The organism is Vibrio sp. SCSIO 43155 (assembly GCF_023716605.1).
Lineage (GTDB): Bacteria > Pseudomonadota > Gammaproteobacteria > Enterobacterales > Vibrionaceae > Vibrio > Vibrio harveyi.
The window spans coordinates 1,881,205-1,896,093 of sequence record NZ_CP071852.1 but is presented as its reverse complement, the minus strand read 5'-3'; the positions used below and the strand labels follow the sequence as shown (position 1 = coordinate 1,896,093).

General features: G+C 45.0%; 12 protein-coding genes. 4 read left to right on the top strand and 8 right to left on the bottom strand.

Annotated elements, in window-relative coordinates; all coding sequences use genetic code 11:
* Positions 1–90: 90 nt before the first annotated feature.
* On the top strand, positions 91–972 hold the full coding sequence (locus J4N44_RS08495; RefSeq protein ID WP_005446023.1) for a LysR family transcriptional regulator: 882 nt from the start codon (positions 91–93) through the stop codon (positions 970–972).
* Between the two features lie 404 nt (positions 973–1,376).
* On the opposite strand, the gene J4N44_RS08490 is transcribed toward J4N44_RS08495, so the two are convergent.
* A complete protein-coding gene (locus tag J4N44_RS08490) occupies positions 1,377–1,532 on the bottom strand; it encodes a hypothetical protein (RefSeq protein WP_155485584.1) in 156 nt (51 codons plus the stop codon).
* Between the two features lie 235 nt (positions 1,533–1,767).
* Here J4N44_RS08490 and J4N44_RS08485 point away from each other — a divergent pair, with 235 nt between their 5' ends.
* Positions 1,768–3,141, top strand: coding sequence for an LAGLIDADG family homing endonuclease (locus J4N44_RS08485; RefSeq protein ID WP_252044199.1), 1,374 nt, complete (start codon positions 1,768–1,770; stop codon positions 3,139–3,141).
* 296 nt (positions 3,142–3,437) lie between these two features.
* Here J4N44_RS08485 and J4N44_RS08480 read toward each other — a convergent pair whose 3' ends face one another.
* From J4N44_RS08480 to J4N44_RS08460, 5 genes are all read right to left on the bottom strand, one after another.
* Complete coding sequence (locus J4N44_RS08480; RefSeq protein WP_252044198.1) at positions 3,438–4,589, bottom strand: ABC transporter permease; 1,152 nt, start codon at positions 4,587–4,589, stop codon at positions 3,438–3,440.
* The gene (locus J4N44_RS08475) at positions 4,586–5,773 is read right to left on the bottom strand and encodes an ABC transporter permease (RefSeq protein WP_045489129.1); all 1,188 of its coding nucleotides are present in this window, start codon (positions 5,771–5,773) and stop codon (positions 4,586–4,588) included. The genes J4N44_RS08480 and J4N44_RS08475 overlap by 4 nt, the downstream gene beginning before the upstream one ends.
* A gap of 18 nt (positions 5,774–5,791) precedes the next feature.
* Complete coding sequence (locus J4N44_RS08470; RefSeq protein ID WP_005446013.1) at positions 5,792–6,772, bottom strand: HlyD family secretion protein; 981 nt, start codon at positions 6,770–6,772, stop codon at positions 5,792–5,794.
* Between the two features lie 3 nt (positions 6,773–6,775).
* Positions 6,776–8,191, bottom strand: coding sequence for a TolC family protein (locus J4N44_RS08465; protein WP_252044197.1), 1,416 nt, complete (start codon positions 8,189–8,191; stop codon positions 6,776–6,778).
* 150 nt (positions 8,192–8,341) lie between these two features.
* Positions 8,342–8,569 (bottom strand): hypothetical protein, encoded by a 228-nt coding sequence (locus tag J4N44_RS08460; RefSeq protein ID WP_005446009.1) that lies wholly within the window; start codon positions 8,567–8,569, stop codon positions 8,342–8,344.
* A 580-nt stretch (positions 8,570–9,149) separates the two neighbouring features.
* On the opposite strand from J4N44_RS08460, the gene J4N44_RS08455 reads away from it, so the two are divergent.
* Both J4N44_RS08455 and J4N44_RS08450 read left to right on the top strand, forming a co-directional pair.
* Positions 9,150–10,769 (top strand): ATP-binding protein, encoded by a 1,620-nt coding sequence (locus J4N44_RS08455; RefSeq protein ID WP_252044194.1) that lies wholly within the window; start codon positions 9,150–9,152, stop codon positions 10,767–10,769.
* Positions 10,766–11,452: a response regulator gene (locus J4N44_RS08450; RefSeq protein WP_017818094.1), complete on the top strand. Its 687-nt coding sequence runs from the start codon at positions 10,766–10,768 to the stop codon at positions 11,450–11,452. Before J4N44_RS08455 ends, J4N44_RS08450 begins: the two co-directional genes overlap by 4 nt.
* A gap of 160 nt (positions 11,453–11,612) precedes the next feature.
* On the opposite strand, the gene J4N44_RS08445 is transcribed toward J4N44_RS08450, so the two are convergent.
* Positions 11,613–13,748, bottom strand: coding sequence for a TonB-dependent siderophore receptor (locus J4N44_RS08445; protein ID WP_252044191.1), 2,136 nt, complete (start codon positions 13,746–13,748; stop codon positions 11,613–11,615).
* Between the two features lie 122 nt (positions 13,749–13,870).
* On the bottom strand, positions 13,871–14,809 hold the full coding sequence (locus tag J4N44_RS08440; protein WP_252044189.1) for an AraC family transcriptional regulator: 939 nt from the start codon (positions 14,807–14,809) through the stop codon (positions 13,871–13,873).
* Positions 14,810–14,889: the final 80 nt, after the last annotated feature.

Genomic DNA, 14,889 nt, shown 5'->3' with positions numbered 1-14,889 from the left:
TTCCATTGCAAAAAATAGGTTATTTAACAAATGATATTTGTTATAAATGCAATAATTAAAATTAAACGGTTCAGAAAATGGTAGGCAAAAATGCGTACAAAATCGGATGATTTAGAAATTCTACTTTCTGTGATCGATACTGGCGGATTTACAGCGGCAGCAGACAGTTTAAATATACAGGTGGCACGGGCATCGCGAGCGGTAAGTAAGGTGGAAAGCCAACTTGGTGTGACGATATTAAACAGAACGACAAGGCGGATTGAATTAACGGATGAGGGGCGACAATTTGTTGATTCGGTACGAATAGGATTAATGCAGTTGCAGTTGGCAGAAGATGAGATCATATCCCGTGGTGAATTACCCAAAGGGAAGTTACGCGTCGATGCCGCCAGTCCATTTGTCTTTCATCAGTTAGTGCCTTTGGTACAGTCGTTTAATCAAGCTTACCCTGATATTGATTTGGAGCTGACCTCCAACGAAGGGTTCGTAGATTTGCTAGAGAAGAAAACCGATGTCGCTATTCGAATCGGTGCATTAAGTGACTCAACGTTACATGCGAAGCCTTTGGGTAGAAGTTTACTTTACATTGTGGCTTCACCTGATTATTTAGCAAAGCGTGGCTTTCCGAGCCAAAGTAGTGATTTAGAGCATCATAGTACGATAGGGTTTTCAACGCCGAAAACGCTTAATGAATGGCCTTTGAAAGGTTTTTCTGGACTAATACCAACGCTAACTTCAAGTAATGGTGAAACAGTAAGACAACTTGCTTTGATGGGAAATGGTATCGCCTGTCTGTCTGGGTTTATGGTTAAGAAAGACATTGCTGAGGGAAGATTAATTTCTTTATTAGAGGGAGAGAAAATCAGTCATTCCGGTCGAGAGCAAATCAATGCGGTTTATTATAAATCTTCTTCTGTTGCCAAGAGGATTTCTGCGTTCATTGATTTTATTCAGCCGAAGTTGGATCTGTAGCTTGTTCAAAGCGAGACCATCACTGAACTCATTATTACTGTATCGGTGAGGTTGGAGTCATTGTATGAGCTTGATGCCTCTGATGAAATATATTGTTTCACCGTCTTCCTCTAGTGTGTAGATCTTATCAGACAGATTAGACTCTTATAAGAACTGCTCTTCCAATCACTATGTTCTTCATGAATTGCTAATGGTCAATTCTTAGTAACGTATCTTTGTCCAAAGGCGTGCTGACGAGGTATGTAACACGAAATTGCCCCATTATGAGTTGCAAGGAATTTGCTCGCCAAAGCGAGTTACTCTGGCTATCCACGCTCAGGTATAACCCGAATATGATACGTCTTTAGGTTGGCCGCTTTGACTGCAGCAATACTTTGAGTTTCCCTATTGGTCGCGCCGATGTGCTACAAAACGGTCTGCAAGCTTTGCTGTGCTTCCATTGATAGTGAATCAATCATGGTTGTCATGGCGTTAACTTCACTGATCGAGTCTTGAATTCGAGTAGCCCACTTTCTTAACTCATCAGAGACAACCGCAAACGCGATCCACTTCTCCGGCACGGGCAGCTTCAATGGCTACATTTAGGGTAAATAAGTTTGGTTGGAGATGTTGCGACTGGAAGTTAAAACGGGGGGAGTGGCCTTGGGTGCAGTCTATTTTTTACTTATAATTAATGAGTTATCAAGAAAATCATACCAAATTGGTCAAAAGCAGTCCTCGCTCGTGATAAGTGCCGTGAGTAACGGAAGAAATCATATTATGCTGTTAAAGCATAACGTGTAGAGAGAGGCATATATGAGCGAGATTATAGATATCATCGTTAAACGCTATATCAACCAATGTGAACAAAATGTCAGTATGGCGGACGTGAAAACCTTATGCGATGAGTATAGCTATAACGAGTTGGGTTACGCTAGCCTAGATTCGATGAAGTCCGCAGTTAGTAAAAAATTGGGTAAGATTGGGTTTAATAAAAAACGTTACACTAAGAGTTTGATCAAAGATGCTTATGCGAGGATTGATGATGTTGATGTCCTATCCAAAGATCATATTATTAGTGTCATTCAGAGTGATCTCGCACAGCATGAGCTCAAATATAAGACTGTTCGTGATCTACTACAAGAGATGAACCTCAGCGTTCGCCAGCATCATACGAATACAAGTTTTGAGCAATTCAAAAACGTAATTGCACAGGGACATTCATACATCTATGCTGTTAATGAAAGTGATTTGTCTGCCCACAGAGAAAAACGGGCAAAATCTTGGTTTATCGATACCCATAACGGAGATGAGAGGGAGACCCGTAAGACTCGGCGTAAAGACAGATTGCACCAATACCTCAATCTGAAGGACTATATCCTGCTCTCATCTGATGAGGCGAGCCTATCGCGCATTTGGACTACCATAGGGTTCACATTTGCTGACGGTTCGATAAGTGATGGTTCAACAGTTCTAGTGATAACCCAAACTGATGGATTCTACCTATCAGATTATTGTATACCATCGCTACTCAATCACAGCATAGAAGGTAACGTTGGACCGAAACTAATTATTGCTCACTCCGATCATAATGATACTGCCTATGAAAACTCAAAGCCGGTCGCACGAGCGCATCTCGAGGACTCCTACCTTGCGGCATTTTTATCAGAACTAGGAATACCAGAAAACAAAGAGCAGGACGTTATACAACTATCTGACAAAATATTATCACTGCCTGACAAGTATTTTTTCAGCTATCTGGCAGGATTGTTTGCCGGAGATGGTTGCATTACTCGAGGTGGGAAAGGTCGATTGCATTTGAGCTTCGATCTACATTGTGAGCAGTTTTGTAACGATGTGAAAACGCAGATTAAGTCGAGACTCGGCATACCAATGAAGGTGTATTCTCACAAAACGAAAAACAACAAAGAGCATTTCAAAGTATCGGCAACGACGACTTGGCGAGCCCTATCGCTACTGTTTGTCATGTATTACTACGCACCGTTCCATCTTGAACGAAAGACCCAAAAGGGCGATCAGTTAATTCGAGAGGTCATTGACAACGTGCCATCATATTCGATGCTGACGTTAACATTGAGTGGACTTGAGTCTGGGCAATACTCTCTGGATGAGCTAAACAACCAACTCGTATTTTTGCGTCGAATGGCTGCGTCGAAGACTGAAAAATAGAAAGTTAAAAGGGTGAAATATGGTCAAAAACGCAATGATTGGGTATGCAAATGTTCTGTGTCCCTAGAAATGTAACAGAATCCTTAATTGGTAATATCTAAAGTTATGATAGCAAACTAAAAGAGCTTAAGAAGTAGTGTTCTTTTTACTGATATAAATCCAATTATGGTAATGTTGGCAAACTCACTTCTGTCCAGAAGTAAGTCAATGACTCTTCAGCTCAGCTCAGTCACTAGAACACCCACACAAACAAAAAGGGGCTACATGAGCCCCTTTCTTAATTGGATAAACAGCCGTTAACCTAAGCTTTCTGTTACTACTGGTTTGGTGTTGCGTTTGGCGATCCAGTAAGCAACGCCGCCCCAAAGTACTGTAAGCACCCAAAGAGCAGTCCAGTGCTTTGCAACTTGCTGCCACGTTGCGCCCATTTGGTTGAGTGCTAAAAAGCCTTTGATTGCCCAAGTGCTCGGGCTCAAGTCTGCAAACCAAAGTAGTGGGGCAGGAATCGATTCAACCGGCCAAATAAAGCCTGCTAAGAAGATTAATGGCATTGAGCTAACCAGCACGACCAATGTCACCAACTCGCGTCTTGGTAACAAGTAACCGAGCCATAAACCTAAGCCACAACAGCCGAGCAAGAACGGCAACAGCAAGGTCAACAATTCACCGGCATTGGCAACATGATTGACGTTCAAGCGTTCAAAACTGAAGCCAAAATAATAGGCGCTGAGTAAGTAGTAGATAGCAACGAAGACCAAGGTTCTGGCCAGCAACAGAGCCCCTGTTGGCACTTGTGACCAATACCCACGACCATGGCGCTGAGTACCGGTTTGCAACCCGACTGCCATGATCAACGTTTGTTGAAGGATCAATACAAACACCGCTGGCACCACGTATTCGATGTAGCCCATGGTTGGGTTGAAGGTTGGCTTCATGTTCAGCTTAATCGCGGAGTAATCATGGCTCGCCATGCTTAGTGGCACTCCATCGATTACCATCTTGCTTACTTTAACTTGAGCGCCAAGCGTACCACCAGCTTGTGCTAAACCTTCGACGACTGTGCCGTACACTAAGAAGTAAGAAGCGTCGGCGGCATAAGCCAGAGTAGGGCTGCTGCCAAGCATCAAATCTTTGTAGAAGTGTTCTGGAATCACCAAGAAGCCAGTTATCTCTCGGTTTAAGAATGCTTGTTTCGCATCGGCAATAGTATGTAAACGCGTCACTACCTTAACCTGAGGCGTCGCATCGACCATGCGTTCTAAGGTTAAACTGGTTTGGCTTCCATCGAGATTCACAATCGCTATTGACTGTTCCCTCGGTGTTTGTTGTGCGTATGGAAGCGGGTATAAGAAGGAGTAAAATACCACGCCACCAAAGACCGTCAGTACCACGACAGGGTTGGTCATCACTGAGCGAAGTTCTGTTTTAATCAGTTGCCACAGTGTCATACAACCTCCTGCTTGCTATCTGTTGAAGATGCGCTGTTTAGCAAAGCTGTGTTGCGATGTTTTGCTAATAAAGCTGCCGTCATCAGTAGCGGGATAATGTACCCAACCATCGGCCAGAGTGAGCCGATAGATTGTGCCGCACTTGCGCCGTAGCTTGCTTGGTCCACTTGAACTTCGATGTAATGCGTAATTGGCAGCAATCCTCTCCATGCATGGGCAAGAGCATTCATGTCTGAAACGGGGAAAGTAATACCCATAAACGCGAAGCTAGGCGCGGTAAATGCGCCAGCAAAGCTCATCGCGCGAGCTGGGTCCATCGATAGGAAGAAGAACAATGCCCCCATGATGATGCATGCGATAGTCGTTACGAACTGCGCTAATAGCATCACCAGATAACTGCCTTCCATCGGCCAATCAAGCACCATGTAGAACCAGACTAAGAACAGCGCGCCTTGTGCCATAAAGACAGGAATGTACTGGCTTAGAATTTTGCTTAGTCGAGTGAAAGGGCGCTCGCCTAAGAAAGCAAAACTATTGTTGCCGTTACCATAAAGGCGAAAATGCGCCGCGAGGATCAAAATGGTGCTGACTACGACACAGATCTGCCAGATCGCCGGAACAATCGCTGTCACCAAAAACTGAGCGTAGTTGGTGTTGCGGTTAAACAGAGCCGTAATCTGAGTCGAAATCGGCACGGCTTGACCAACGGCAGCAAGCGTTGTGGTATTCCCCTTTGCTAAGTTACCCATGGTTTCTAGCTGCGCATCAAAATACCCTTGAGACTGAGCGACTGCCGAGTTGATCAACTTGGCAACCAAAATGTATTGGCTGTTAAAGAAGACCGATAACTGCGGTTGTCGATGCAAAAGAATGTCTTGGTCAAATTTAGGTGGAATCACAGCATAAGCGTAGATATCACCCTCGATCATCGCGTTCTTCGCTTCTGTTGAACTAGTGTAGTGATAATCAACAGAAAGAGTGGAAGAGGCATCAAGAGATTGAATCATCTTGCGTGACAACTGCGAGTGCTGCAAATCAACCACACCAATCGGGAGATCTCTTGCAATACCTGCAGAGAAAACACCCCAAATAGTGACGGCCAATAAGATCGGCACCCATGTCAGGCAAGATAATAACCACTTATCGCGCCGCAGGATTTGTCGTTGTGAGATTTGAATCGTCATAGTCTTAAGCCAACGCGATTACAGCTCAACCACAACACTCATGCCCATGCGTAGCTCAGGCTCTGGTTGGGTAGGGCGAGCTTCCACTTCGAATGTGCGAAGATCAAAACCTTTCGATGCGTCTGTCGCGCGCCATGTAGCGAAATCGCCCATTACGGCAACATGGGTGACTTTAAACTCAACGTCTTTATCCAATGCTGGTAGGTAAGCTTTAAAGGTCGTGCCTTTGGTGAAGTGTTTGAGCAAATCTTCGCGTACGTTCAGTGTTGCCCAAGAATCTTGGGTATCAATAACCGTCACAACCGGGAAGCCTTGAGGTGCAAGTTCGCCGCTTTGCAGTAAAACTTGAGAGACTTCACCATCAAACCAGCTGTAGATTTGCGTGTCTTTGGCATACGCTTCTACTTCCGCTACTGCGCCAGCCGCCATGCGTGCTTTTTCTGCTGCTGCGACTTTGGTTTCGCTACGCGCGCCTTCTTTCGCCATGTTGTACATTTGGAACGCTGCGCTTTCGGTGTATTTAGATGCTTGCCATTGCGTCATGGCTTCGTCGCGTTTTTGCTCCGCGACTACGCCATCTTTATAAAGGTTGTTTACACGTTGGTAGGTCTTTTCCATCAAATCTGCAGCCGCTTTCGCTTTCAACCATTGGTCTTTTGCGGCTTGAATTTGTTGCTCACGTGCACCTTTTTCTGCTTCTAATGCCAGTGCGCCAGCGGCTTTTTCACCTGCCTTGGCTTGCTCCAATTTTGCTTCGATTTCTGGACTGTGAAGGGTAAAGATCAACTGACCTTTTTCGACATCATCGCCTTTGCGCACCATGACTTCATCAATACGACCAGGAACTTTAGAAGAGATGCTGTATTGCTGCGCTTCAATCAACCCCTGTAAACGTGCCGGTTCTGGTTGATACGCTTGGTAGAACTGATAACCAACCCAAGAAGCGACACCCAAAGCACAAAGTGATAGTAGAGCGGGTTTTAGAGATTTTGCTGCCATGACTTATTTTGCCTCTTTGGATGCTGATGCTGGAACGTAAGCAGTATGTTGGTATTGAGCGAAGCTGTTCATTTCGCTGCTCAGTGCTAATAGTTTGGTTAATGAAATCAGATAACGGAAACGTGCCGCTGATTGCTGTGTTTCTACGCTGGCGACATACAGTTGCGCGTCCACGACATCCAAAGAGGACGATAAGCCCTGAGTGAATGCTTTTTCGCGCAAGCGTAGGTTCTCGTCCGCAAGGGCGATACTAGATTCTAGACCTTGCACTTCATCAATGGCTTGTTGTGCTTCTAGGTAGGTCTTTTGTACTAGAAGCGACAAGTCTTGCTTCGCTTGTGATTTCAGCGCATCCACTTGGGTGACCATGCTTTGTGCTGCTTTTACTTTCTCGCTACGACCAGTGGACTCAACTAGAGGGATGTTAACGCCAACACCCACTAGCCAATCCGGTTTCATTTGGCTGGCAAGGGAATCGTCTTCATATAGGCTGTAATCACCGTATAGGTAAACTTCCGGATAGTATTTGCCTCTCTCGGCTTTGATTAAGCTCGACGCTTGTTTGTGCTTGGCATCCAACAAATCTAAGCCGGGGTAGGTCAGTAGTGTTTGATCAACAAACGCACTCAACGGTGGAAGGTTGTTGTTGATAAACAGCGTTTCTGAAGGTTCTACTGAATCGCTCTGCGCTAAGATCTTGCCCAAAGCCGCTTGAGCAATACTCAGGTCACTGGCAGCTTTGCGCGTCTCGACCTTAGCCTTGTCTAATGACGCTTCGGCTTGAAGGCGCTCAACACGGGCGATTTGACCTTGCTCTTCCATTTTAATCGCAAAATCACGGTGCTTGGTTAAGCCTTTTTCTACGGCTTGACGTGTTGCTAATACTTCTTTGGCGAGCACGACCGAGAAGTAGTATTTGGAGAGATCTTCAAAGCGAGCTTGCTGCTCCATTGCGAGTTGGCTTTTTGCCTCGTCCGTTTTACCTTCTGCGGCGGTTTGAGCTGCATTGATGCGACCGCCAGTAAATATCGGCCAGATAGCACGAATCGAAGAAGAGAAGATGTCGCGTTCGGTGATCGTCGATGTGGTATTCGCAAGAGCGCTAAAAATAGGTTGGAAAACAGGTGGCACGCTAATGTGTTGCCCAGTGCTGTCGAGAATTTGCTGACCAGACAGTGTTACGTCGGTATCTAAGCGTGTGTAGTTCGCACCAATACTGACTTGCGGCAAATTGAGGTTATCAGTTGCGCTTTGTTGGTATTCGTAGCTTTCAACATTGGCACGTTGTGCTTTAAGGGAATAGTTGTTTTCTAACAACAAATTCCATGCATCATCGAATGTGATGGGAGCCGAGTGACAGGCAAGAGAAATTGAGCTGCTGAGAAGACCCAAAATCCAGAACTTTCCGGTTTGTTTCATAGTGGCTACTTTGCTTTAGAGTATAAGCTCTAATATAAAGTATTCACTACAAAGTGTTAAGTGATTGGGCAAAAGAAATGTTGGTTAAATGTTGCGCCCAGTTAAGTGGGGCTTAGCTGGACGCACCGTTGTTGTGTGACTTGTACTGATTCACTTCATCGAAGGGCAGTGAAATTCTGCTCTCCACTCAAGCTGACGAGAGCCTCGCATAGTATTCAGTAAGTCTTTACCACTCATCTGTGGGAATGAAAGCAGCACCTTGAGATCAGAAGAACTGGTGTCACTCTTTTCATAAGCCCTGACGTGCGTAAACGTTGAATACATATTCTCTGACAGCATAGCCTTATTCAGGCAAATTCCAAATGTATCGCGTTCCATGTTTTGGTGTTCCTTCTAACTATAAAAGCACCTCTGTTTATAGTTATTGCAATTGCAGATGGTGTCTAAGTGGTTGTCCTACGGTCAGTATTTGTATTTTTATCAATGTATCTTCAATTTACTGACGCAAGTGTTGAGCGTTAAATAGACTTCCAGTTGGCTGCTTTCTTTGTTCGAAGCTCTGCTAGGCTTCTTGACTAAAGATTATACGATCGAAAGTCTAAAAACGCCTCAAAAACCGCTAAATTTGGTGTGATCATGTTCAAGATTTAGATGGCAATTTATGTATGATGTTGAATAAATTACAACATTATTTCGTTAGCATTATGATTGAATTTTGATATTTCACGGCGGCTATAAATGCGCTAAATGAGCCATGAGTGACAAAGCTAAGTGTTGGAACGGGTTTGTTCGAACTGAAGAAAGCACGGCACGCCTATAAATTAACCGTAAACCGTTCAGAACGTTTCGTCTGTTCACAGATTTGTCATTTGATTAGAGCGAGCATGTTAACTCAGTGTTAACTTAGGCAAGTGTGCCACAGTGACGTGGAAAACTGGCGAAGATAAAGGAAATATCAATGAGTTGGAGTCGGATCAGCTTTCGTAAGCGCATGCTTATTATTATGACGCTGTCGGGTTTGATCGAACTTCTTATTCTGGTGGCTGCGGGCTTTACCTACCTAAAATTCGACCAAGAACAAGAGATGGGGGAGAAAGCGCTTGGCGTTGCTCGTTTCTTGTCTACTTCTCATATTGTTCGTGAAATGATTGAGTCTCAGAATACCGATCCTTATCAACAGCGGTTTCGTGAAATGACTGAGGCACTTGGTGCTGCGTTCATTGTGATTGGGGATAAAAATGGTGTGCGTTTGATTCACCCTATCGACGAGCGCATCGGTAAGCCAATGAAAGGCGGCGACAACCAACGAGCGCTGGTGGAAGGTAAGTCATACATCTCGACAGCTCAAGGATCATTGGGTTATTCCGTCCGTGGTAAAGCAGCAATTTTCGATCAACAAGGCAACATCATTGGTGTGGTTTCGGTCGGTTATTTGCTGGAACGCTTACAAGACCGCATCGAGCCTTTCTTTGCCTTCCTTATCTTAATGGCATTGATCGTTGTTGCTGCCAACGCGATTGTTTCCAACTATGCATCCCGAAAATTTCAGCGTGCCATTTTGGGTTTTGAACCAGAGGAAATTGGACGTTTGTACGGTGAACTCGACGTCACCATGAGCACTATTAAAGAAGGGGTATTAAGTATTGATGCCCAAGGTGTATTGCGTTCCATCAACCGAAGTGCGTGTCAGATTTTAGGTATTGAAAGGGAATCGGCTCTGAATAAACCGCTGACAGATACCCTGCGAGACAGCGATTTGTATACCGTGCTGGAAACAGGGCAAGAAGATCACGATATCGAGATCTTCCTTAATCACAAGCGTTTAATTGCCAACCGTTCGCCAATCTACGTCGAAGGAAAAATCGTCGGTGCGGTTTCCAGTTTCCGTCTGCGTGATGAAATAAACGAACTTACTGAACAGCTTTCGCAAACTAAAGAATACGCTGATTTGCTTCGTTCTCAGACTCACGAGCACAGAAATAAGCTCAATACGATCAGCGGATTGGTTCAGATGGGGGAACTCGAAGCGGTTCAACAATTGATTGGGCAAGAGACAGCGCACTATCAAGCGATGATAGAATTTTTACGCGATACCATCAAAGACCCGCTTATTGCTGGCATGTTACTGGGAAAAACCGAGCGTGCACGTGAGTTGGGATTACAGTTAGTGGTAGAAGAAGGCAGTCGATTGGAGCCATTACCTGAATGGTTAAATGCAGAAGATTTGGTCACGGTACTTGGCAACCTAATCGACAACGCTTTCGATGCGACGCTGTCTGCCGTTCGTGTTGAATCTGCGTTCGCATTAGAGCGCCGCAGCATTGATGTGTCGATTGGTGATTATGGCAACGAAGTGATTTTAGAGGTTGTCGACCAAGGGTGTGGACTACCGGAAAACATTGAGCCACAAGAGCTTTTGAAAAAGGGCATTTCAACCAAGTCGCGTCAGAATCGAGGTGTGGGATTGCATCTTGTTAATCAACTGGCGACGCGTTATCACGGTTATGTTGAGATGCTACCAAATACAGAACATGGAACGAGAATTACCGTGTATTTGCCTAAGGAAGAACAAGTATGAATACGGCAACGCGAGTCATGATCATCGAGGATGATATTGCCATTGCAGAGCTACATCATAAATATCTGAGCCAACTCTCTGGCTTGGAAGTGGTGGGCATTGCAACGACACGGATGGAAGCAGAATTACAGCTTGAGGTGCTCAAGCCTGATTTGCTGCTCATGGATGTGTATTTACCCGATGGAACAGGATTAGAGATCCTCAATACGCTTCGTGCGAACAATCAAACTTGTGATGTGATTTTAATTACCGCGGCAAGAGACGTAGATACACTGCAACAAGCGATGCGAGGTGGTGTAGTTGATTATCTGCTTAAGCCAGTGATGTTTCCAAGGTTGGAGGCTGCATTGCAAAAGTACATTTCGCAACGCCAACAACTCCATGTCGCAGAAAGCTTGGACCAGAATTTAGTTGATAAGATGCTGCAATCAAATGTGGTACCAGACACGTCGTCGCACAGATTGCCCAAAGGGATTGATGGGGTAACTTTGGATAAAATTCGAGGATTGTTCGTCGGTGAAGAGATGTATACGGCGGATGAAGCTGGAGAGCAAATTGGTGCCAGCCGAACAACGGCCAGACGTTATTTGGAATACTTGATCAGTTCTGGTGAATTAGAGGCAGACTTAAATTATGGCACGGTAGGGCGACCTGAGCGTTGCTACAGAAAAGTGACAAGGTAACTCAACTCGAACTTTAAATACTGTTCAGAAGCGCTCTGTAGTAAAAGCTAAGAGAAATGAAAAGCGGTGGCTTATTGGTAGCCACCGCTTTTGATTTGTGAAATATACAGTTTGTTTTTATGTTCTCGAAAAAGAACTCGTTTGAGCGGCTTGTTAGGCGTTAGAACTTGTACTCAAGCTTCGCTTCGATAGATCGTTCAGCACCAAACCAACAGTTGTTCTTGTCGTAACAGCTGTAGTATTCCTCATCAAAGATATTGCTCGCAGACAGCGTGACGCTTGCGCCGTCGAGTGATTGTGAAGCCGCCGATAAGTCATAGCTCGCCGCTAGGTCAACCAAGGTGTAATCTGGCACTTGGTCACTATTTTGTGCATCCATTTCTGTTTTACCTACGTAACGAACCCCAGCACTAGTGCGAAGCCCTGTTAAAGTACCTTCATAGTAGTAATTTGCCCATAAAGAAGCGGTTTGTTCTGGTACCCACACTGGCGTTTTGCCTTCTTGGTGGTAATAGCTGTCTTCTTTAATTTCCATATTGATATAGGTGTAGTTTAGCGTTAGGTCAGCTTGCGGCGTTGCTTGCCATTTCGCTTCTAGCTCTGCACCTTGAGAAACCACTTCACCAGCTTGGTATTGCGGTGCGTATGGGTTGTTAGGATCGGTCAAGATCGCGTTTTTCTTGGTGATATGGAACAGCGCTAGGTTGCCTGATACGTCACCACCCAGAGGGGCGTATTTGAAGCCCAGCTCCCATTGATGACCAGTAGAAGGGTCGAACGCTTTACCTGATGCATCAGCCCCCGCGATTGGTTCAAAACTCTCTGAGTAAGTCAGGTAAGGAGACAGACCAAAATCAAGCTCGTATAACGCACCAACTCGGAAAGATACGTTGTTTTCATCAAGCTTTTCCTTGCTCGGTGTGACTGTGCCTAGGTAATCACTCACAGTGTTGGTGTCGGATTCGTATTTATCCCAGCGAAGTCCGGCAATCATCACAAGGTTGTTGTAGCGAAGTTGGTCTTGGAAGTAAACGCCAAGCTGTTTCGTCTTGATATCCAGTGCCTGCTGGTAAGCGAACTTTAGAGCGTCGCGGTCAATCTGATTGTGATTAGGATTAAAGATGTCTTGCGTAAGTGAGTCACCTAAGGTGTCTTTGTATTTCACATCAGAATCTAGGTATTGGTAATCTAACCCAAGTAGCAAGTTATGCTCGAAATTGCCATGGGCAACGTAACCTGATAATTGGTTATCAATCACAAATGAAGTTGAATCTTCATCCGTGAGGTAAGCATTACGACCAATCGTACGATTATCAGCGGCTAATGGGCTGTTGTACGTGTTTTCTTGGTACGAGTTAGCTGTCATGTAGCGTGCATTTTGCAAGAACTGCCAGTTGTTGTTGAAGTCGTGCAGAATTTTGTAGCCAATCATCAACACTTCACGTTCATAGGTGTTCCAGTTTTTGTCGCCCAAGTAAGTATCAGGAGACAACGAACCGAGTGGGTTATCGAGAACGGAGCCCGCAGCTGGAACTGTGGTGTAAATACCTGCCGAAGGATCGTTTTGGTAGTACACGTTGATATTAACAAGCGTGTTGTCTGTCGCTTGCCAGTCGAATGACGGCGCAATCAGATAACGTTCGTCTTCTGATGTTTCTGCTTGACCATCTCGCTGTTTCGCCATCCCTACGATGCGGTAGTTCACGTTTGAATCACCAATTTGCCCCGTAGTGTCGAAGTTCACTTCTTTCAGGCTGTTGGTGCCAGTACTGACTGATACCGTGTTAGCTGGCTCAGATTGCGGAGTCTTTGCGATGATGTTGACCATGCCGCCTGGTGGAATGTTTCCATATAAAACAGACGTAGGTCCTTTGAACACTTCAACTTGCTCAACCGCAGCCGCATCAATTTGTGGCTGTAAGTTCCAACCGTTGAATAGGAGAGGGAGACCATCGTAGAAGTTGGTGTAGTTAATGAAACCACGGATATTGAATAGGTCTAGACGCGTAACGGCACCACCGCGTAGTTCGGTATTTACACCAGATGAGTAACGAAGTGCTTCGCTGACCGTGCTCACTCCGCGTAAATCCATCTCATCCTTCGTAATGATGGTGATTGCCTGTGGGGTTTCTTCTGGTTCTAATGACGTTTTTGTTGCCGTATTTCGGTAAGTTTCACCTAATACGGTCATTGTTTCGAGTTGAGTTACGTCTTCGTCAGCAACAGCGTGTCCTGCGATCAGCGCAGAAACAACAACTGCAAGTGTTGAGCGATGAAATTTAATCGGGGTTTCCATTTTTCCTAATTCCACTACTTTTTCTAGTTATTGATAATGATTGTCATTTGTATTTTATAGATAGGAAAAATAGAAAAGTTAACAATTTGGTGCAACTCGCTCTAAAGGATAGGACTTTTCTCTTACTTCGAGTGTCGGCTGTAACAACGCTCTACGGGTAACCAGTATTGCATTTGGGCGTTATCACTGTTTGGCTGGTAGTCTGCCGGATAATTTTCAAGCTCATACCCATCGACACCGCGATAATTTGAAGCAGGTAACCAACACATGATGAACCACTCAAGGGTTTGCGCAAGTTTCGCTGCCTTACCGATGTGAGTGATCACGGCATAAGTTTGCTGTGGTACGAATAATGTCTCTAGTTGATCGGACACTGCATTTGGAATGCTTGGTAAATGGACATTGTCGTCGAGTTCATAACCTGCCCAATATTGAAGATTCGAACCATCAAAGTGAGGGTGGGTAACATCAATAACACCGAGATGGCGAACTGGTGGCTCTTCGACTTGATCGGCAATAAGAGAAAGCTGAAGCCACAACTGCGGGACTTTGTAATGGAAGTTTGGAGAAGGGGAGAACAAACCGCTGATTGGTTGAGAAAGCCCCTGTAGATAAAAGCTTGGTTTCGTTTCTATCTTTACTTCGATAAAGTGCCCGTCATTGTGCGACGCTTCTGGAAGGTGGCGTAACGTAAATGGTTTACGTAACCCTGATAACTGTTGGTTCTTTCTATATTCGCGAGGGCTGACAGAAAACATCTGCTTGAATGCGCGGCTGAATGCGTGCTCGGAGGCAAACCCCATTTCCAGCGCAATATCCAAAGAGCGCTCACTTCCGCCGACTAATCGCTCTGCTGCGTAGCTTAACTTAAGCTCTCTAACGTAGTTTGCAACCGAAAGTCCTGTTTGCTGCTGAAACACGCGCTGCAACTGCCAGCGAGACCAGCAACTTTGTTGCGAAATGTCATCAACGCTCAAAGGGGAATCAAGATTACTATGAATGTAATCCAATACGCCTTGAATACGATGCGTCGATTGCTGTTTTGCTGAGCCCTGATTCATAGCAGTCCTAACGTGTGTTGATAGAATACGCCATTATCTTTAATTAAGTATCATTATCAACAACTATGAAGTAGAGTTGT